General features: G+C 54.3%; 17 protein-coding genes and 5 pseudogenes. 7 read left to right on the forward strand and 15 right to left on the reverse strand.

Going from position 1 to position 19868, the window contains the following annotated elements; all coding sequences use genetic code 11:
- The 3 genes from OAN307_RS21670 (at position 1) to OAN307_RS31515 (ending at position 1156) form a co-directional block, all read left to right on the forward strand.
- Positions 1 to 300, forward strand: coding sequence for a hypothetical protein (locus OAN307_RS21670; RefSeq protein WP_044044237.1), 300 nt, complete (start codon positions 1 to 3; stop codon positions 298 to 300).
- A gap of 168 nt (positions 301 to 468) precedes the next feature.
- Positions 469 to 888, forward strand: a complete 420-nt coding sequence (locus OAN307_RS21675; RefSeq protein WP_187292510.1) for an NAD(P)H-hydrate epimerase — start codon at positions 469 to 471, stop codon at positions 886 to 888.
- Positions 860 to 1156: an NAD(P)H-hydrate epimerase gene (locus OAN307_RS31515; RefSeq protein ID WP_083903170.1), complete on the forward strand. Its 297-nt coding sequence runs from the start codon at positions 860 to 862 to the stop codon at positions 1154 to 1156. Before OAN307_RS21675 ends, OAN307_RS31515 begins: the two co-directional genes overlap by 29 nt.
- A gap of 442 nt (positions 1157 to 1598) precedes the next feature.
- Here the strand turns inward: OAN307_RS31515 and OAN307_RS31520 are convergent.
- Positions 1599 to 1742 (reverse strand): annotated as a pseudogene (locus OAN307_RS31520) (IS110 family transposase); the annotation flags it as partial.
- A 105-nt stretch (positions 1743 to 1847) separates the two neighbouring features.
- Positions 1848 to 2628: pseudogene (locus tag OAN307_RS31750) on the reverse strand (IS110 family RNA-guided transposase); the annotation flags it as partial.
- Between the two features lie 289 nt (positions 2629 to 2917).
- Between OAN307_RS31750 and OAN307_RS31755 the strand changes: the two are divergent.
- Positions 2918 to 3628, forward strand: a pseudogene (locus tag OAN307_RS31755) (transposase); the annotation flags it as partial.
- 35 nt (positions 3629 to 3663) lie between these two features.
- Here OAN307_RS31755 and OAN307_RS27245 read toward each other — a convergent pair.
- From OAN307_RS27245 to OAN307_RS21750, 13 genes and pseudogenes are all read right to left on the reverse strand, one after another.
- Positions 3664 to 4119: pseudogene (locus OAN307_RS27245) on the reverse strand (hypothetical protein); the annotation flags it as partial.
- Positions 4120 to 4191: 72 nt separating this feature from the next.
- A pseudogene (locus OAN307_RS27250) lies at positions 4192 to 5231 on the reverse strand (IS481 family transposase).
- A 57-nt stretch (positions 5232 to 5288) separates the two neighbouring features.
- Positions 5289 to 6029 (reverse strand): copper homeostasis protein CutC, encoded by a 741-nt coding sequence (locus OAN307_RS21700; RefSeq protein WP_015501622.1) that lies wholly within the window; start codon positions 6027 to 6029, stop codon positions 5289 to 5291.
- The gene (locus OAN307_RS21705; protein WP_015501623.1) at positions 6026 to 7186 is read right to left on the reverse strand and encodes an N-acetylglucosamine-6-phosphate deacetylase; all 1161 of its coding nucleotides are present in this window, start codon (positions 7184 to 7186) and stop codon (positions 6026 to 6028) included. Before OAN307_RS21705 ends, OAN307_RS21700 begins: the two co-directional genes overlap by 4 nt.
- Positions 7183 to 8436 carry a class II D-tagatose-bisphosphate aldolase non-catalytic subunit gene (locus tag OAN307_RS21710; protein ID WP_015501624.1) on the reverse strand — a complete coding sequence of 418 codons (1254 nt, stop codon included), beginning with the start codon at positions 8434 to 8436 and terminating at the stop codon, positions 7183 to 7185. Before OAN307_RS21710 ends, OAN307_RS21705 begins: the two co-directional genes overlap by 4 nt.
- Complete coding sequence (locus OAN307_RS21715) at positions 8429 to 9340, reverse strand: ROK family protein (RefSeq protein ID WP_015501625.1); 912 nt, start codon at positions 9338 to 9340, stop codon at positions 8429 to 8431. Before OAN307_RS21715 ends, OAN307_RS21710 begins: the two co-directional genes overlap by 8 nt.
- Positions 9337 to 10416, reverse strand: a complete 1080-nt coding sequence (locus OAN307_RS21720; protein WP_015501626.1) for an SIS domain-containing protein — start codon at positions 10414 to 10416, stop codon at positions 9337 to 9339. Before OAN307_RS21720 ends, OAN307_RS21715 begins: the two co-directional genes overlap by 4 nt.
- Positions 10413 to 11396 carry an SIS domain-containing protein gene (locus OAN307_RS21725; protein WP_144055658.1) on the reverse strand — a complete coding sequence of 328 codons (984 nt, stop codon included), beginning with the start codon at positions 11394 to 11396 and terminating at the stop codon, positions 10413 to 10415. Before OAN307_RS21725 ends, OAN307_RS21720 begins: the two co-directional genes overlap by 4 nt.
- A 29-nt stretch (positions 11397 to 11425) precedes the next feature.
- Positions 11426 to 12562, reverse strand: coding sequence for a Gfo/Idh/MocA family protein (locus OAN307_RS21730; protein ID WP_015501628.1), 1137 nt, complete (start codon positions 12560 to 12562; stop codon positions 11426 to 11428).
- Positions 12559 to 13659, reverse strand: a complete 1101-nt coding sequence (locus OAN307_RS21735; RefSeq protein WP_015501629.1) for an ABC transporter ATP-binding protein — start codon at positions 13657 to 13659, stop codon at positions 12559 to 12561. The genes OAN307_RS21730 and OAN307_RS21735 overlap by 4 nt, the downstream gene beginning before the upstream one ends.
- A 96-nt stretch (positions 13660 to 13755) precedes the next feature.
- On the reverse strand, positions 13756 to 14967 hold the full coding sequence (locus OAN307_RS21740) for an ABC transporter substrate-binding protein (protein ID WP_015501630.1): 1212 nt from the start codon (positions 14965 to 14967) through the stop codon (positions 13756 to 13758).
- A 21-nt stretch (positions 14968 to 14988) separates the two neighbouring features.
- Positions 14989 to 15846: a carbohydrate ABC transporter permease gene (locus tag OAN307_RS21745; protein WP_245540923.1), complete on the reverse strand. Its 858-nt coding sequence runs from the start codon at positions 15844 to 15846 to the stop codon at positions 14989 to 14991.
- Entirely contained in the window at positions 15833 to 16771 is a 939-nt protein-coding gene (locus tag OAN307_RS21750; protein WP_015501632.1) for a carbohydrate ABC transporter permease, read from the reverse strand. Before OAN307_RS21750 ends, OAN307_RS21745 begins: the two co-directional genes overlap by 14 nt.
- A gap of 211 nt (positions 16772 to 16982) precedes the next feature.
- Between OAN307_RS21750 and OAN307_RS21755 the strand changes: the two genes are divergently transcribed.
- The 3 genes from OAN307_RS21755 to OAN307_RS21765 are packed head-to-tail and all read left to right on the forward strand — an operon-like array spanning position 16983 to position 19863.
- Positions 16983 to 17735: a GntR family transcriptional regulator gene (locus tag OAN307_RS21755; RefSeq protein WP_015501633.1), complete on the forward strand. Its 753-nt coding sequence runs from the start codon at positions 16983 to 16985 to the stop codon at positions 17733 to 17735.
- A 1-nt stretch (position 17736) separates the two neighbouring features.
- On the forward strand, positions 17737 to 19524 hold the full coding sequence (locus OAN307_RS21760; protein WP_015501634.1) for a family 20 glycosylhydrolase: 1788 nt from the start codon (positions 17737 to 17739) through the stop codon (positions 19522 to 19524).
- A gap of 21 nt (positions 19525 to 19545) precedes the next feature.
- Complete coding sequence (locus OAN307_RS21765) at positions 19546 to 19863, forward strand: MFS transporter (protein WP_144055659.1); 318 nt, start codon at positions 19546 to 19548, stop codon at positions 19861 to 19863.
- Positions 19864 to 19868 lie beyond the last annotated feature (5 nt).

A 19868-nucleotide genomic window follows, 5' to 3' on the forward strand; every position in this document is an offset into this window, starting at 1 on the left:
ATGACTGCAGGACTTACATTGCTCATCATTCTTGCGGTGTCGTTGATCGTTGAACGGGTCGGCGGCACCGCATTGCGGTTGACGGGAATGCCAATCGACGCCCCGCGTTTTCAAAGCATTTCGGCCCTGACCGATACGGGCTTCACCATGCAAGAGGCTGAAACAACCATGCACCATCCGTTGCGTCGAAAGGTGCTGATTGCATTGATGTTTGCGGAGCACACTGCCCAGCGTCACTGCCCAGCATCACGTCAGCTTCGACGCGCCGAACCTTGGGTTGATGATCATGCGTATGAATGACGAACCACCCGGCTCGGGCATGCCACGCCTGACTGCTGAGGATCGCATCTTGTGCTTTGAACCGCCGACTGCGCATCTCGCAGTAAATGCACTGACAGCACCATGACGACTGGTTCAGGAAAGCCTTATCCAATAGTCTCCAATCTCCCAGAAGTGACAACGGACCAGATGATCGAGATTGATCGCCTGATGATGGAAGAGGTTGGCATCAGTCTATTCCAGATGATGGAGAACGCTGGTCTGCAGCTCGCCAACGTTGCGCGTGATATGTTCCTAGGTGGTAACGTGGTCGGCAAGCGTGTGGCTGTGCTTGCTGGGACTGGCGTCAACGCAGGTGGTGCCATTGTGGCCGCGCGAAGTTTGGTCAATTGGGGTGCCACCTGCGATATTGGTCTGAGCCGCGCGGAAAGTGATCTGTCCAACGTCCCGCAAGCTCAGTTCGATATTCTGAAAAAGATTTCACAAATCAATCTCATTGAACCTCTGGCCCTCAGTTCAAACTATGATCTGATCTTAGATGGGTTGATTGGCTACAGCCTTAAGGGGTGCGCCTCGGGGGATGGCCGCCGAGTTCATTGTCGCTGCTAACGCGTCAGACGCACCCATTCTGTCCTTGGATGTCCCTTCAGGTTGTGATGGCACATTAGGAGAGGCCCGTGCGCCATGCATACGGGCGAATGCAACGCTGACACTTGCGCTCCCAAAGCTCGGGATGATGGGCAGGGATCGGTCGGAATACGTCGGTAGGTTATTGTGCGCAGATATCAGTTGTCCAAAGTTAGTCTTTGCGGATTTAGGTTTGACGACATCATATGAAACACCATTTTCCAAGGGCCCCGTCATCGAGCCAAAATGAGGAGTTTTTGGCGAATTGACGGGGCAGCATCAGCGCACGTATTTTTGCAAATGTGTCAGGAGAGGTCATTGGTGCGGGCCTAAACGAAAGTCCTGTATGGATGGCTCCTGCATAGCAAGACATATTTGATCAGATTTGTGCATTTGTCAGAAGCAGTCATGTGTTCCCGCTGCCCCCCTCTCGGCAGATTGCTACGCAATCGCCTGCCGGGCAACGGATGGGTTCCGCAGACCAAGTCCCTTACAGCTTAGCGGGCTATATCGCCCGGGACTTTCGACGGGGTGTCCTGGTTTTGGCGGCAGACTTATGCACCATCATCTCGTGGGTCTTGCTAACTCTTTGTTCTTCCTCTCTTAAGTAATGTGCGGTGTATAAGGTTCGTTGCGCGTTAAAACGGCCCAGACGATCCTTGCCGTTTTATTGGCCCCTCTCGGGCAGCGATAGCGACGGTTGCGACGCGCACGGGTTTTCGTTCCAGCAGTGATGTCAGCCACTTGCTTGCTCGCTCCGGGTGCGACTTGGTCTGTCGGACGAGTGATGTCATGCTAACGACCAGCAATGATCGTAAGTATTGATCACCCATTCACTGCCCCCTCTCACACATGCTGTGCATGTGTTGCCCGGCAACGGGACAGGGTATTGCGTCACGCCATGGGCGTGCTTGCAGCACGACGCAATGTCCCGAGAGGGTTGTAATGCGCCCGAGTTTCTCTTTACCGCCGCTGGATTTGTTCGCGGGCGTCAACCCCAACCATGCTGCAAACTCGCGGCCATTGCTGAATTGATGGCCATCACCAATGCTGGCGATGATCGCCGAGGCTGTCACAACACCAACGTCCCACTGCCCAGCAGGGCATGTTTACATGCCCGAGAGCGGGAATAGTGCGCAACAAACGGACCCGCACATCTTCCTTGGCGACCAGCTTGAGCCGATCTTCATACCACCGAATCCGTACATGCAATGCCATGAGATGTTCGCATAGATTATGGATCACTTCCTTGGCAATTTCGGGCAAGTCTAGCACTTCGCCTACTAAAACATCCTCTGCAAATCCGATGATCCTCGCGAGGCCCCTCGCGATGTAAACGCCGAACTCAGCAACCAGGCCACGCAAGCTATTGATCAGCTGCGTGCGTTGGCGGACAAGCAGAGCTCGTGCGCGATGGAGTGACAAAAAAGCTTGCTGTTCAACGGTCTTTATCGCAACAAACCGCCCTCTCGGTGAATGCAAGCTTCACCTGCCGGCAATGATCGTCAGACGGGTCACCGCTTCACAAATGGCCTCTGCATCGATCGCATCAGACTTGCCGCGCTTGACGTATGGTTTGACATAAATCGGTGGGATCAGGCGGACATCGTGGCCCAACACTGTTAACTCCCGAGCTCAATGATGCGCGCTGCTGCAGGCTTCCATACCAATCAGGCAGGGCTCAATCTTGGAGAAGAACGGCAACAGCTGTGCCCGTCTCAAAGGCCTGTTGAAGGCGACCTCTTCGTCTTCAGTGATCCCATGAACTTGAAAAATGTTCTTGGCCAACCTCTCAGCGATTGCTGCGCATTCGCCTGCCGGTCGATGGATCAACGCCGATTGTGGTAACTTGCATGGGGTTGGCTCCTTTTATAAGTAGGTTTCGACACCTGCAGTATAGCGCATTGCGACGCTGGTTGGAGCAGGAGCCATCAACCCCATCAGGTTTGAGCGGCGATTTCAACCGGTCGACGCAACACTTTAGTCTTTAACCAAAGATGGAGTGAGCCCTATGAAGTATCGTTGCCGCGTGTTTTTCAGTGACAAACAGAAGTATGAGATATGGGATCGCTGGCAGCGCGGAGAGTCGATGAGCTCGATTGGGCGTGGTTTTGATCGTGCATCATCTTCGATTTATCCGCTCCATGCGCGCACAGGTTGTATCCGGCCAGCTCATCGTATCAGATCCCGTCTGGCCCTGACTTTAGCCGACGGAGAGGCGGTCTCACGAGGCCTGATCGCGCAGCTCTCCCTACGATCAATTGCGCGTTCTTTGAAGTGCTCGGAATCGACAATCAGTCGCGAAGTCAGACGCAACGGCGGCCCAAAGCGCTACCGTGCCGCGTCATCAGATGATGCCGCTTGGTTGCGCTCCCACCACCCGAAGCCATGCAAGCTGGAAGGCAATGTCGATCTGTGTGGGGCAATATTGGCCAAGCTGATCCGCAAGGTGGTCGCCGCGGGCAAATCGCAGGCTGGCTGATGCGCGAACATCCCGACGACGAAGACGAAATGGGCCCCCCACGAGACGATCTATCGAAGCCTGTGTATCCAAATACGCGGCGTACTTAAAAAGAAATTGCTAGCGCATCTGCGTGCGACGCGATCCATTCGGCGGTCTCGCCATGCCACGATGAAGCGCGGCGGCTTGGGCAAGTTTAATGATGCGGTATCGATCCGTGACAGACCGGCGCAAGCAGATGATCGGGCCGTACCGGGGCATTGCGCAGCAATGTCCTGCCGGGCAGTGAAACAGGCGCCTACACCCCCTTTTTTTAGCCCCAGGCTGGAAGCCGTGCGGTGTGCCTTGAGGTAGGTTGCATCCACTGCCCGGCAGTCGAAACACAGTTTCGATGAGAGGGGATCGAAATTGTTTTATTATCTGGGGCCTGTTCTGCCAGCCCCATCATGATCGGGGCGAACACACCCATGTCACTCTAGCGCTTCCAACGATCATACAAAGTCTTCGGCCGCCCATATTCCGCAGGCGCATCACACCACCTTAGACGGGGCTCTGCCCGTTCATGCCTTGAAACGTCCACTGGACGTTTAATTGGGCCCGCGGCCCGAACCGTCATTCGCCCCGTTGCGGTTAATGAAAATAATGCCGCTCAGAACGCGGCGATCATCTACGCGTGCACGGCCTCGACTCTTCGGAAAGTAAGGCCGAAGCCGATCCATCTGCACTTCACTCAGCCAATAATGATTACTAATTCTATCCCCCAAACTTTGGGACTTTGAATCACGCAGACATCGTAGCATCAAGTAGTTTAACGGGTCCTGAGCCTAGGTGTTCGGTCCCGGCATCTGGTGGATCGGATTAACGATGAATCTTTCTGGTTCTGAAGTCCCTATCTTGCAGATGTATTCGTACGGCGTCAGGCCGTTGAGCGTCTTCAGCCTTCGAGCGAAATTGTAGGCCGCTATGAAGTCTGCGAGATGGGTGTGCAGCTGATCATTCTTGTCGTAGTGATGCCGCCTGACTGTTGCGTCCTTGATCGTGCGGTTCATCCGCTCAACCTGGCCATTGGTCCATGGATGGTTGGGCTTGGTCAGCCGGTGCTCAATCCTGTTGGCATCGCAGATCATGTCGAACCGCATAGGCCGTGAATATGGTGTGTTCCGGTTACGTGGTTGCTCACAAAATTGAATGCCCTTGTCCGTCAGAATTGTGTGGATCTTGTATGGCACCGCTTTCAGCACAGCCTCCAGGAACTCCCAGGCCGTCTTGCGATTTGCTTTTTCTACAAGCCGTGCCACGGCAAACTTGCTGGTTCGGTCCCTCTCGTGACATCGCTTTGCGATTCACTGCCGGGCAATGAATGGCAACAAAGAGATAAAGTTTTCCTTCGTTGGTGCGCAACTCTGCAATGTCGATATGAAAATATCCGATCGGATAGCGTTTGAACTTTTGTCGTTTCGGCTTGTCGCCCTCCATATCTGGCAGTCGGGATATCCCATGCCGTTGCAAACAACGATGCAGGGAAGATCGCGTCCCCCTCTCATTGCTTGCTCCGCAAGCAACTGCCGGGCAATGGATGTGGGATAGTTGGCTGCAAGGCATAAAGACAATCATCCAGCGGTAGGAGCGTATGACGTCGAAAAGAGACGATCATCGCCTCTTCACCCGCGCTGAGAACGGTCGAACTGGGGTCCGTGGGGCCAGTCTTGCGGTCTTCTACAGTTTTGCGCTTGCGCCATTTGGAGACCGTTTTGACATTTATACCAAGTTCTCGACTCAAAGCTGCGGTCGTAGCTTGCGATCGCTGTATTGTTGCTCTGATGGCGTGCGTAGTCGTGGCGCAGCCATGACGTATTTGTCCCATAATGCTTCCTTACATTCCAAAGAATAGATCGCACCATCAAACCAAGGGATCAAAAACCTAGCTAGGTATATAGGCCCCAAAATTAAGGCCAAGCAGGACGGCATGCATTTTTGAAATATTGCCGAGAACAAGTTCAGGGTTGCCGGCGGACCCCAAACCAAACGGGTCGTCTGGTGGCATCCCACTATGGCCGCCTGAACTGTGGAAAGCGCGGATACCGGTTTGAGCAGCCAAGGTAGCCAAATTGGTCGCGTTAACACCGGAACCAGCCATGATTTCAATCCGACCCGCTGCGTGTTGTTTCATGTCGGCAATAAAATCCGCACCGTGCATCGCCGTCAGTTCCTTCCCTGACGTCAGAATGCGGCTGATGCCAAGGTCTGCTGCAATGTCGATCGCCGCCAAAGGATCAATCAAGGTGTCGATCACGCGGTGCAATGTGACGCAAAGACCGCCTGCGCGACGGATCAAATCCCCAAGAACGTCGATGTTCAACTCTCGCTCCTGCGTCGCAGCACCGATTACGATACCAGCAAGCCCAGCATTCTTTGCAGCGCCGATATCTGCGCGCATCACATCAATGTCGCGCGCGCCATATACAAAATCGCCAGCACGCGGCCGGATCATTGCGTGGGTCTTTTCCCGAATCGAATTAGCACTTCGCATAAGTCCGATCGATGGCGTTAATCCCCCAGCGCTTAACGCGGAACACAATTCAATCCTGTCGACCATCGGCGTGGCACAGACGTCGAGCACATCAACGGTGTCCACACAGATTTCGAGCGTGAAAGCGGTCACGGAGCCTTGTTCGCGATAACGTCATCGGACGCACTCAACAAGTCGCCCAAAGTGGCGATAACGGTGCAATCTTCGCCCAGCACCAACAGGTCGTCGATTGAGCGGCCCAAAACGTCAGCCAATGCGGGCTGCTTTATGACATGGGCAGGTACTGTTATGGCCATTTGCAATGCAGTTTCTCTTTCGACCCCAACAACGGACACCAAACGCTGAACGCTTTGCGCCATCGTGATATGGGCGCCGGCCAAACTGCCCTCAGAATTCACCAGTTGGCCGTCCTTCAGCATGATCGTGTCCCCATACAACTCGAACGCATCAGGGCCGCCGACAGTTGGCATCGCGTCAGATACAAGAAACATGCGGCCCGAAACGGGGCGTGCACGGATCGCAAGACCAACCATTTCGTCAGCCACGTGGCGGCCATCGCAAATGATACCCGCATAGGCCTGCGAATTTATCACAGCCCCCACAGTACCTGGCGACCGGTTCAGCATTTGTGACATGGCATTAAACAAATGGGTCGCGCATGTTGCACCTGCTGCAAATGCAGCTGTCACCTGCTGGGATGTCGCATCAGTATGTCCCAGCGATACGACCGCGCCCAGTCCCGCTAGTTCAGCAATCTGCGCAGACGTCGCCGCTTCAGGTGCCACCGTGATCATGGTTGAAATACCTGCGCGCGCCAGCTTGGCAACCACCGCGATTGTCGACCCGTCCAAGGGCCGGATAAATTGTGCGCCATGTGTGCCGCGGCGGGTCTGCGAAATATGGGGGCCTTCGATGTGCAGGCCAACAAAGCCGAGTTCGCCGTTGGCCTTAATCGCCGCATCGGCGGCGGCGGCCATCACATCATGGGTGTCGGTTATCACGGTTGGCATCACAGCCACTGTGCCGAATTGGCGGTGTGCCTGAATAATGGCACGCATCCCGTCCAATGTCGGATTATCGTTTAACAACACGCCGCCGCCGCCGTTGACCTGCAAGTCGACAAAGCCGGGGCTAACCGTTCCCGCAATCTGCACCTTTTGTGCATCCAGCGGAACCGCCCCAACAGAGCGCAGACCAACAATGCGGCCGTGTTGGTATTGCATTGCCATGCTATCGCGCAATGTGGCGCCGTCAAATACCCGATCAGGGAAAACCCACTGGGATGTCATTGCGTGCCCCCTGTCGAAGGATCAAAGAAATACGGATCAAGCGCGATTTGGATTTGCGCCCGAACAAGTCGTTCGATCTGCGAACCCGCTAGGTCTTCTGCACGATCAAGAACAGGCTGGCCAAAGACCTGCCACAAAATAGGATCGGGAATTTGGCGGGGCAGATCAACAACAAGTTGCTGCACCGCAGCCTGCACAGAAGGGACTGGCCAATAATATCTGATCCTGTCCGCCAATCCAAAGTGGCGCTGCTGTAATAGCTGCTCTGCGTCACCTTGATAATGACTTTGCCAGTACCGCGGATCGTCCAACATTGCAGTTTCTAAGGCCGCGGATAAATGCCGTTCGCCGCGCGACGACAAACTGCGCACAATATCGAGAGAATACAACGCTTGGCGGTATGCGAGCGTCAGCGCGGGACCGACTTTTTGAAAGGCAAACCCAAGCTGGGCGAGGCGTGGAAACACCTGTGGGTGCTGATAATCGGTAGAATGTGCCTCTAGGCAAACAGATGGCCAATCCGCAATCGATTGGATCAGTTTCGGGTCTTTAGCCATGGGGAGGTGGTGGATCTGCACCGGTGAAAATTCCACCCCCGGCTGTACCACCAAGCCACCAATTAGGGCCGCTATCTCACCGAACTTATCCATGTGAAGCGCGAGAGTCGCGCTGGCAGCATCAGGCGACGTTGCAGCAATATCACCGCATTCATCTGTGCGTGCACCGCCCGGCGGCGGCACTTCGGTGCCCACAATAAACATCAAATCATCAGCCAAGTTCACACAGGTTCGCGCGAGTTCAGCAGAGCGAGCAGAGGTGATTTCGTCGTCTAATTGGGCTAGCTCACTTACGCAGCCCTCGGAACAATCCAAGTGGATTTTTGTGAAACCGGCCCTCACATAATCTGTCACCAGTTCATGCGCTTTGGCCATCGCGCTATCCGAGCTTTCATCGCGCCAAACCTGCGGCCCAAGATGATCACCACCAAATTGAATGCGGTCAAGATCAACATCGGCGGCCTTTGCAATACCACGAACAAACGCCATGAAATCACTGGGACGCATTCCAGTGTAGCCACCAAATTGGTTCACCTGATTGCTGGTTGCTTCGATCACAATGGCGCGGTCCAGCGTTTGAGCCCGCAACAGCGACGCAAGAATGACATCTGCTTGCGCTGAACACACTGACGGGATCGCCACGGCTTGCCCTGCGCGATTGCGCTTGATGATATCACGCAACACCTCAGACATGTCGGGCCTCGTGAAGCGCTGCAAATGCGGCCCCACGTGCGCCACTTGCGTCACCGCCTTGGGCACATAAAATACGTGTGTCACGCAGCGCAGCCAGTTGGATGCCATGCAACGCAATCTGTAGATCAGCCGCGATGCTGTCGATTTTGGACAGACCACCGCCCAAAATGATCACATCAGGGTCGACCGTCAAAATAATACTGTGCAGCAATTCCGCCGTGATCTTACACCAGATATCCCAGACCCGTTGTATTGTAGGGTTGGTCGCGCGCAGGTGCATCAATTCTGGCGGTGATGCTTGGATTCCAGTCAGGGCCGCAGCCAAACGGGCTAGGCCGGGGCCAGCAATCAAAGTTTCAACGCACCCCATCCGGCCACAGCCGCACCGCACCAACGGCAAATCGAATTCCTGCACCAGATGGGCCGCCAGAGGCGTGTGGCCGAATTCACCTGAAATATCATTGGGGCCCGACCACAGCACGCCGTCAATCGCAATTCCGCCGCCAATACCGGTCCCAAGGATCAATGACAGAACCGTTCTGTGGCCTTTACCGTGCCCAAATACAGCCTCAGACAACGCAAGCGCGCGGCAATCGTTCAAAAAAGTAATGTTGCGACTGCACGCCACATTAATATCGCGCGGCAGAGGTCTGCCCGTAGTGGGTAAATTCGCCGTCAGTGCAAAACCGGTGTTGCGATCAATCAGGCCGGGGAACCCGAGGCCCACTGGAATGATTTTCCCCACTTGCGCATCGACCCACGAAATCAGGTCCGCAATTGCTGCAACCAACTGGTCGTAATCTGTTGGTGATGCAATGCGTTTGCTTTCAACCACCAGCCAGTCGGCATTAAACAATTGCACCTCTATTTTCGTGCCGCCAGCGTCGATACCAGCCGCAATCATGTCGCCACCGGATAGAGTTTAACACCATCAACAACACGGCTCAGGGTACCTTGGCCCGCAAATGGATTGTCCACATTCAGACCTAATGCATCGGACCAAATAACCCCGCTCACTTGTGATGCGGCGACACACAGCGGAGCAGCCCAAGTTGGACCAGCGGGCATTACGATTTCAATGTCGCCGCCTGCGCCGATTGTCGTGACCGCAGCACTGGGAAACTGGTTTCGCAGTTCGGCGACCAAATCAGTTTCATACGCATCCGCAGGTGACTGCGGGCTTAGAAACACCGTTATGTTTGTACCATCTGTTACAAACGATTTTGGCCCATGTCGGAACCCCAACGTACTGTCAGATAATGTCGGCGTTTGTCCTGCCGTCAACTCTAAAACCTTCAACGCAGACTCTCGTGCGGCACGGGCCAAGGGGCCTGTCCCCAGATAAACACTGCGCGCCGCAACATCATTCGTGGCCGCACCGAAGATCGGTAACAATCGGGTCAGTTCAGTCGCCATCCCATCCATCCGCGCCGAGAAATCACAGGGCGAATCAAACAGCGCCAACGCCGTAAGCAACATTGTGGAAAAGCTGGACGTCATGGCAAAACCCGCGTCGTGGGTTTCAGGGGGGAGAACAATGACCTTGGAAGGCCCCATGCTTGGACGCTGTGCCAATGCGCCGTCACCGTTGCAGGTGATATGCAAACGCGGGGCCGTTGGCGCCAACGCGTCCAATGCATCCAGCGTGCCAATACTCTCAGTACTGTTTCCTGATCGTCCAAAGCTGACCAGCAATGGGCGTTTGCCGCGCAAGAACGCCTGCGGGCGCGCGACCAGATCAGTGCTTGGCACTGATCGCAGACGTGGGCCAACCTGCCCTTCAAGGCCCGCAACAATAATATCACCGATAAAGGCACTGGTGCCGGCACCGCAAAACAAGACCTCATCAACGTGCTGTTCGTCGATCCAGTCACGCAAGGGTGCCGGATCAAAATCGCGCCCCCATGCCGACCAAATGGTGGGCTGTGAATGTATTTCACGCCAAGTGTCCCAACGGTCAAGTGATGCTGAATTTCTCATGTGGTTTTGGTGACCTTCGATAATGTTTCAGGGGCATCAGGGTTTAACCCCAATGCCAAAGCCGTCTTTAGAATGATCTGATACATCACTGCCAGCATAAGCGCAGCAGCGGCAGCAGGGGTTAGGTCGCGGGCCCCCAAATCAGCGGGACTGATGCGCTGCACGTCACATCCAACAGCGCGAAACCGTGCTTCGGCCTGATCTAGGCTGGCTTTTATATTGCCCGCGCCCGTATCGAGGATCAAGACCATAAGAGGGTTAGTCGCCAATTGTAATGGGCCGTGCAAAACCTCGGATGCGGAATAAGCCTCTGCATGAAGGGCGCAGCATTCTTTGAGTTTGAGAGCCACTTCATGGGCGGCCCCGTACCCCGTATCACGACCAATGACATAGACATGCCGCGCCCGCAGAAACGATGCACGCAAGTCGTCTGCCTTTGGATGAACCGTTGAAATTGCACGCAGGCAATCGATCGCTGATTTTGCGCGCAAACCGTAAGACGGGACCAAAGCCGACAGCAATGCCGTTCCAGCAGCAATTGACCCGACGACCGTTTTTGTGGCTGGTACCGCAAGTTCGGCCCCCGCACCGATCGGAATCGCCAGTGCCGCCGCTTTTTCCACGGACGAATAGGGCTGATTGGTGATGGCAATAACTTTGGCACCTTTGGCAGCTGCGCCCTTGGCGGAATACACCAGATCATCGCTGGCCCCGGATTGTGAGATGATAAGAACCGCAGCTCCACCAACATCCACACCGCGCCCGAGCGAGAACACTGATGGTGGCAACGATGTCACCGGCACACCCAATTCACGCATAAATTCATAGCTTAGAATATTTGCGACGGCATCCGATGACCCCCGCGCGATCGTATAAATCGCCTTGGCATCACCAATACCTTGCTGTGCGACCAGCGCAGTTAGATCCTGACTGGCCGATGCACAAAACACAGCCATGGCCTGCGCGGCCTCGTTGGCCATCAGGTGACCATGTGCAGTCAATTCAGGTTTCATGCGCGCAACCCAAAGCCGTCAAATTGCGCCCAAGTGACTGTCATATCGACTATTGTGCCGCTGATACGGGCTTCATCCACAGCCATCGCGGCCAATCCGGCCTCAAGCGCGTCGACGACACCGACAGGAAGGCCGCTGGTTTCACCGCGCAAGAAGGCCACGATATCTGCGACCATCATGTGGTCCGCACCGTAATGGGCACTGTTTTTTGCTGGGTCGCCTTTGGTGTAATCATGTTCTGCAATCGTATGGCCGTCACGGGCTGTGACGTTTAGAAAACCACGGCTAAAATCACCTTCGGCCATGCCAAGAGCGCCCATCATGCAGAACCGCCGGTGTTCGTCAGGCACATTCAAATTGGTATGAAACGACAGCGACGCACCGGACTCGTATTGAATAATCGCCGTTTGGTAATCGATGATGTCGCCATCAGATAGGAAAGCATCATCACAGCTTTCCCAGACAGACGCCTTACGGTGCATAATCTCGTTTTCTGTGTTAGACGTCGGCGTAAATTCTGCGGTAAACGATTTACGTCCACCAAAGCTTGCGACGCGCTTGGGCCGGCTGCGCGTCACCATGTTGTAGATATCAAGATCGTGGCAACATTTTTCCAACATGAACCCACCAGACCAAGCCACCATGCGCCGCCAGTCGCGCATGAAAAACGCACCGTGATACGGGGCGATGTGTTCGCTGGCTTCAAGGGACGTGATCGGCCCGAGGTCATCCAGAACCGCGCGCAAATCAATCATATGTTGCGAATGCCGCAACACCAATCCGACAATCACCTGATCGGTGCCATGTTCCGCCAGCAGCCCCGCTAATTCGATGGTGTCAGCCTTGGTCGTGACCACAGGTTTTTCGGAAAACATCCGCACGCCAGCCGCGAGACCAAGTTTAATATGTTCGAAGTGAAAGCAATTCGGAGAGGCGACAAAGAACAGATCCGGCTGTGTGTGTTCCAGCATTTGCGCGACATCACCAAACTGGGGAACGTCATCGCCGATCAAATGCAGGTGTGTGGGCTGTGGATCATAAAACCCCACAATCTCCATTTCTGGCATAGTTTCTTTGAAGATCGACAGGACATGCGCTGCGCGCAGACCAATTCCCGCAGTTACAACTTTCATCGTGTTTGTTCCGGCACAGTCAGACGCGACAACACATCGCCGTTCGCATTGAAAACATGGCAGGATTCTGGTGCGATGGTTAGGGTCATGTTTGTGCCTTGCTCAATCGGTGCATTCCCCGCGAGAGAGCTGCAGAACCGCGTTTCAGCAGACCCGATCGTCCCGTATGTGATCGTCGCACCGCCAAGACGCTCTAGGACTCGGATTGAGATATCCAAACCGGACTCGCCCAGTGCAACGTCTTCGGGTCGAATGCCGACCTCAACTGGGTCACCTTTCGCGACCCCAGTTGTATCGACCGGCAGCACCATTTGATGACCACCCTCCAGATCAACGGCAAGACCGCCCTTGGTTCCGGTCACGGTCGCAGGCACAAAGTTCATATTCGGTTGACCGATAAAGCTGGCTACAAATCTGGTTGCGGGGTGATGATATAGGTCCATCGGAGAGCCAAACTGCTCAACCCTGCCATCTTTCAGGACAACGATCCGGTCCGCCATTGTCATCGCTTCGATTTGATCATGAGTGACGTAGACCATCGTGGCATCGAGCTGTTTGTGAAGCTGGCTTAGTTCCACGCGCATGTCGCCGCGCAAAGCCGCATCAAGGTTGGACAGCGGTTCGTCAAACAAGAATATCTTCGGATTTCGCACAATGGATCGTCCAATCGCGACGCGTTGACGCTGACCGCCAGACAATTGGCCGGGCTTGAGTTGCAATTTGTCAGTCAACTGCAAAATGTCAGCCGCGCGCGCAACTGCTTCTTCCAGTTCTGGTTTGGGCAATTTCTGGACCCGCAGTGGAAACGCAATGTTTTCATAGACAGTCAGGTGCGGATAAAGGGCATAAGATTGAAACACCATTGAGATGCCGCGATCAACGGGATGCGCGGTGCTTACATCCTCACCGTTGATGATGATGCTGCCCGTCGTCGCTTCTTCAAGCCCCGCGATGATCCGCAGAAGCGTTGACTTGCCACACCCTGACGGCCCAACAAACACCACAAACTCCTTGTCTTCTATGGCCAAATTGATGTCGTGAAGCACTTTGGCGGCACCAAAAGATTTGCTGACCTGGTTCAAGTCGAGAGTCGCCATAGCGCTAGGTTCCTGCTTCTGAAAATGGGATGGGTGGGATGATGTGGGGTAGTGGGCGGCGGAACAGTTCCCGCCACCCACAAGGGAGGAAGACGTTTACAGGGCGTCGGCCAGTTCTTCACCAGCAATCGTGACCAAGTTGTCCACTGTGTCGTCCTTCAGGATGATACCTTGGATCATGTTGGTGAACACGGATTGCAGTGATTTGAAATCTTCGACAAGTGGCTCTGGACCACCTGTCGAAATCGCCTGCGTGAAGTTTGGCCAGATGCCGTCTGAATAATAGACGTCAGTTCTGCCCATCGCTTCGTAATCCAGGATCGGTGTTAGACCCCAGCTGCTGTCGAGGTCATATTGACTGTCGCCTGATGTGATCAGTTGTGCCAATTCCTGCGCCAGTTCTTCGTGGCCCGACCCCTTGAACACCACAACGCTGTCTGTGATTAGGATCGAACCGCTGACGCCTGATGGGCCAGCCGGGATTGGAGCAACGAGTTGGTTGATGTCTTCGTTGTGTTGGCCGTAACCCCACGGACCGGACACATACATGCCGATGCCAGCATCGTTGAACAGGTCTTTCAGTTGATCACGTTCCCAGGCAGTTGGACCTTCTTGAGCCACATCAGCGAGGCTGCCATAAAACTCAAGTGTTTCGCGGGTTTCGGCACTGTCCAAGCGGGATTCACCTGTCTCTGGGTCGATCACGACGCCGCCGTTGGAATACAGGTAGTTCAGGAACTGGTGCATCGTGTTGTCAAAGTCTTTGCCCGCAAGACCGATACCAGCCACATCTGTGTTGTCATTGATGCCTTTGGCCATGTCATACATCGCGCCCCATGTCGCCGGAGCAACACATTCCATGCCAGCCTCTTCGACGATATCACAGTTGATATAAAGCGCCTTGGTCGAAAATGCGTGCGGGTACCCCCACTGCGTGCCCTCGATCGTCACCGTGTTCAAAACACCTGGCTGATACATGGTTTCTGGGTCGATGTTTGCTGGCACGATCAGATCGTTGTTGGCCAGCTGACGCAATGTGCGCGATCCCATGTAGGCGATGGAAGGTGGATCACCAGCAGCAGCCAGGGTCAGCGATTTGTCTTGGCACGTGCCCCAAGGAACCGCTTCGAGGTTGACGGTGACGCCGTCGTTGTCCGCAACAAACTGATCTACAACAGCTTGATCCGCATCGCGAATTTCGCCGCCACACATAATAAAGTGTAGCTCTTGCGCATGGCCGTCCGCCTGCGCCATCATGGCAGTTCCCGACAGCAACGCCGCTCCAAGTGTGATTTTTATAAAGTTCATTCGTACTCTCCCTAGGTTTCGTTATTCTTTGACAGCCCCTGCCGTTAAACCGGCAACGAGGTATTTTTGAAGGAACAAGAAGACGACCATGACAGGCAGAACACCCACCAAAGCGGCGGCCATCATTTCGTTCCAAGTCACCGACTGGTAGCCGATGAATTCGTACAAACCAGCGGGCAGCGGTTGTAGCTCTCGGGTTTGGTTGAATGTGATTGCGAAGATAAATTGTTGTGAATACGCGCTGATAAAGACCGTCACGCCGACCACGATCAACCCCGGCGTCGCCAGCGGTAAAACCACCCGACGCAGCGTATACATGCGGCTTGCTCCGTCAACGAACGCGGCCTCTTCCAGCTCACGCGGGATTTTTTCAAGATAGGAACGCAGCAGCCAGATGCCAGTCGGGATCAGGAACGCCACGCCCGGAACAATCATCGCCCAATATGTGTTCAGCAGGCCCATCATTCGCAGCACCCGGTAAAGCGGGATCAACAAGACAGCACCAGCAAACATGTTCACGGCCAAAAAACCAGCAAGCGACGCACTTTTGAACGGAAAGTCCAGACGCGCATAAGCATATGCCGCCGGCACCACAAAAATCATGGTCAGGAAAGTGACAGAAGTTGCGATAAAAATAGAGTTAAAGATGTAGCGGCCGAGAAGGGGAACCGTCACCCACATATCTGAATAAGCGTCAAAGCTGAAATCCTCCGACCAAAACTGATAGGGTCTGCGGAACAGGTGTTGCAATGGCCGCAACGATGTCAAAAACATTTCCAAAAACGGCAGCAGCATGAACAACAAGAACACTGCGATCGCGGCATAAAGCCCAACTGTCTGCAGCTTGGTGTACCGGTCCATCATCTTATTTGCTCCCATAACGGCGAAGCAGTTTGTTGAGCAGTATCATGTATACCGCCGCAAATGCGCTTAGTAGGATCACGATCACCACGACCCGTGCCGCACCCTCACCAAACTTATAGTTCCCGATTGCAACCTTATACGTGTCGATAATCAGCGTTGTGGATGCGCCGCGCGGGCCGCCTTGCGTCAAGATCCAGATAATATCGAAGCTATTGAATGTGAAGATAGCAGAATACAGCGCCATGGTGACCAACACCGGCATGATCTGCGGGATTGTGATCCGGCGGAACCGGTAACAACGCCCAGCGCCGTCAACCCATGCCGCCTCGTAGAGGTCGCGGCTGACACCTTGCATTGCGGCCAAAAGGAACAGCGTGACCATAGGCGTGCCGACCCAAACGTCGGTCACAACAGCCGAATAAAACGCGCTTCGTTTATAGGCCAGAAATTCGTACGGCCCGTCAAGAATACCCAGGTATTGACCAGCGCCTGACAGTACTCCGAACTGACCATTGTAAAGCCACAGCCACCCAACACAGCCAACTGCAATCGGGATTACCCAAGGCGGCATGATCAACACGCGGAATAACCCACGCCCCGGAATAGCTGCATTCAAAAGCATCGCTCCGATTAACCCCAAGACCAACTTCAGGCCGACTGATATGAACATCCAATAAAACGTCCGTAAGACGGTTTGGTGGAACCTCTTACTTTCCAACAACTCTTCATAGTTTGCGAGACCCACATATTCTTCACCGCCCAGACCTGCCTCCATAAAAGACAGGCGGACCGTCTCGGCCAGCGGCCATGCGACGATCACCAGAATGAAAAGAAGTGCGGGGCCAATCAAGAACGCGGCAAACCACTTTTCAGGGAGAACAGTGCGTTTTGAGCGAACATGTGCATCCGTTGCAGATTGAAGTTCAGAAAGTTCGCTCAAGACATCCCCCAATGCGCAAGTGGTCAGCGAATCAACATCGCTCCATAAATGATACCAAAGAAGATCAATTGTACTACCAAAATAATACCAAATGATGTCTCTTAAAATTAATTTTAAATATCAGTTGGTTATGAACAGTGTATAACGCCAACCTTGTGCTATATGGAAAATTGGTATTACTTAAGAGTACCAAAAAGAAGGATAATGATTCGTGCCTGACACCTCAGTCTTCCACCAAGACGCATGGTTTCGCCCTGGTCGTGGGTCGCGCTATCAGCAGTTGCAGCGCCATATCAGCACCGCGATCTTGTCTGGCGATCTGGCGCCCGATGATCAGCTTCCACCAGAACGCGAATTCGCAGAAATCGCGCAGATCAGCCGTGTAACAGTGCGCAAGGCCGTCAGCCTGTTGGTCGCGGATGGCTTGGTCGAACAACGCCAAGGCGCAGGGTCGTTCGTACGCAGCGCAGCGCCAAAACTGAAGCAATCTCTGTCGTCGTTGGTGTCGTTCACTGAGAACATGTTGGTACGCGGCATGACGTCAACCAGCACCGTCTTGTTGCGTGGGGTGTTCGCACCCAGCCCGCGAGAAATTCTGGCTCTTGGGCTTTCCAGTCAAGACCGCGTCACGCGTATCGATCGCTTGCGCCGGACTGATGATGTCCCAATGGCAATTGAATTTTCATCGCTGCCGCAAGACATTCTGCCAGATCCGGGCAAAGTTGAAACATCTCTTTACGCGGTTTTACGCAAAAAGGGATGCGCTCCAACGCGGGCGGTTCAGCGTGTGACCGCGATCAACCTAGAACGACGTGAAGCCGAGTTGTTGAAACTTCCCGAAGGGTCGGCGGTTCTGAAAATCGAACGCACGGGGTATCTTGCAACGGGCCGCCCAATTGAATTCACCAGCGGGCTTTACCGGTCTGATATCTACGACTTTGTTTCGGAACTGCGGCGGGACTGACATGAAATTTGAATGTTCGATTAAGGATGCTCGGCTTGATTGCGTAGTGATTTCTGATCACAACATCTCGCGCCCTGTGTTTTGCACATCGGGCATCACGCGTATGACCGTTATCCACGGTGGTGAACAGGTGACACAGACCGGTAGCTATATCGAGGTTCAATTGCCGGACTTGATAGAAGAGGTGCCTTATACATTTTCATTGGGTTACGATGGATATGCGCCTGCAAATCGCGCGTGGATGCCACTTGGCCCATATCTTCGGACAGGTGACGGGGGTGTCATCCAACTTCCACCCGTCAGATCCGGCTTTCACCCTGTTCCAGACGAGCCCACCACGTCATTTTCCGGGCTTAAGCTTATCCCACAACCCACGCATTGGTCACCGACCGGCCAAACAGTTTTGGTCAACAGTTACTCTTGTGAAACTGATGCAATGCGATTTGTTGCGGCCCTTGCCGAAAGGCAAAATCAAGGGCCATTTCTGCGCCCCGATGGACACCCTGTGATCATGGAAACAGCAGACTTACCTCATGATGCCTATACTTTGGCTATCACCTCAGAACACATCACAATGGCGGCTGGCGATGCGGGCGGTCAGTTTTATGGGGCCATCACGTTGCTGATGCTGTTGCAGACCCACAAAGGCGAAATCCCCTGCGGAACGATAACTGACACACCGCGTTTCGCATGGCGTGGCCAACATCTGGATTGCGCGCGTCATTTTTACAAACTCGAAACCATCACCCAATTGCTGGACCTGATGGCCTTGCTCAAACTCAACCGCTTCCATTGGCATTTCGCCGATGATGAGGCGTTCCGTTTGCAGATCGAGTGTTTGCCGCAGTTATGGCAGCAAACCCAAATGCGCGGCGAAGGCCATTTGGTCCCAGCAATCTTTTCTGGTTCGCCACTGGCCGGTGGCAGCTATTCCAAAGACGACGCCAGAACCCTGATCGCCCACGCGAAAACTCTCAATATCGAAGTGATGCCAGAAATCGAAGTACCGGCACATGCGCTGGCATTGGCGCAAGTATTTCCAGATACACGTGACCCTGACGACGTGGGGTCAGAACGCAGTGTGCAGGGCTATACCGCCAACGTCGTAAACCCCGCCATGCCCAGAACATGGGATATCCTAGAGGCATTGGCGCGTGAAGTCGGTGCGTTGTTTCCATTTGGCTTGCTGCATTTGGGATGTGATGAATTGCCCATCGACACTTGGATGGGATCACCCACCGCTAAGGCGTTGATGGCCGAAGAGGGGTTAGAAACCACGCAGGACTTGCAAGGTTGGACAATGTCACGCCTCGCCCAGACTGTGGTGAAAAACGGTCAGCGCCCTGCCGCATGGGAGGAAGCAGCCCAAGGTAAAAACGCTGGAATTGGTCATAATGCGGTTCTGTTCAGCTGGACAGGTGCCGCGTCTGGATTTGCCGCAGCCCGCGCAGGATACGACGTGGTGATGACCCCCGCGCAACACGTTTACATGGATATGGCCCACACAGATGACATCGATGATTGGGGTGCCAATTGGGCCGGATATGTTTCGTTGGATGATACGATTGCATGGGACGTTATTCCGCTAGATGAACCGGAATTGGTCAAGCATATCATTGGTGTCCAAGGGGCGTTTTGGTCTGAATTCACGACACAAGATGCCCAGCTTTGGCCGATGCTGGTGCCGCGCATTTTGGGTGTTGCGTCCAAAGGCTGGCAAAGCCGCGATATAACACCTGCCGACCTGCACAGCCTCGCCACAGATTTCACACGCATCTGGCGCGCTTAAGCCAAAGAGAGCGCCCACATTATGACCCCGAATATGGCCAAATACGCTGTCTTGATGTGCATGATAGTTTTCTTTGTGCAACCAATCCATCTGGGGCTTTGGCTATCGCGGGTGGCCGAAGTGCAATTCACGCTGGAACGAACCAAGGCTCAATTGGCGATCGCGCATTTGGGCATGCCTTGCGGGCTGCTGCCGTCGCTTTATGTCGCGGGCCGCACGGTTGGAAAGCTCGGCGCGCGGCGTGCATTATTGATAGTCTTTGTGCCAATGCTAAGTGCGGACGTTTTGCCAAGCCTCGCATCGGGCACGCCGTCACTGTTTGTGGCGCCGTTTTTCTGAGGGTC

It is taken from the genome of Octadecabacter antarcticus 307, assembly GCF_000155675.2.
Taxonomy (GTDB): Bacteria; Pseudomonadota; Alphaproteobacteria; order Rhodobacterales; family Rhodobacteraceae; genus Octadecabacter; species Octadecabacter antarcticus.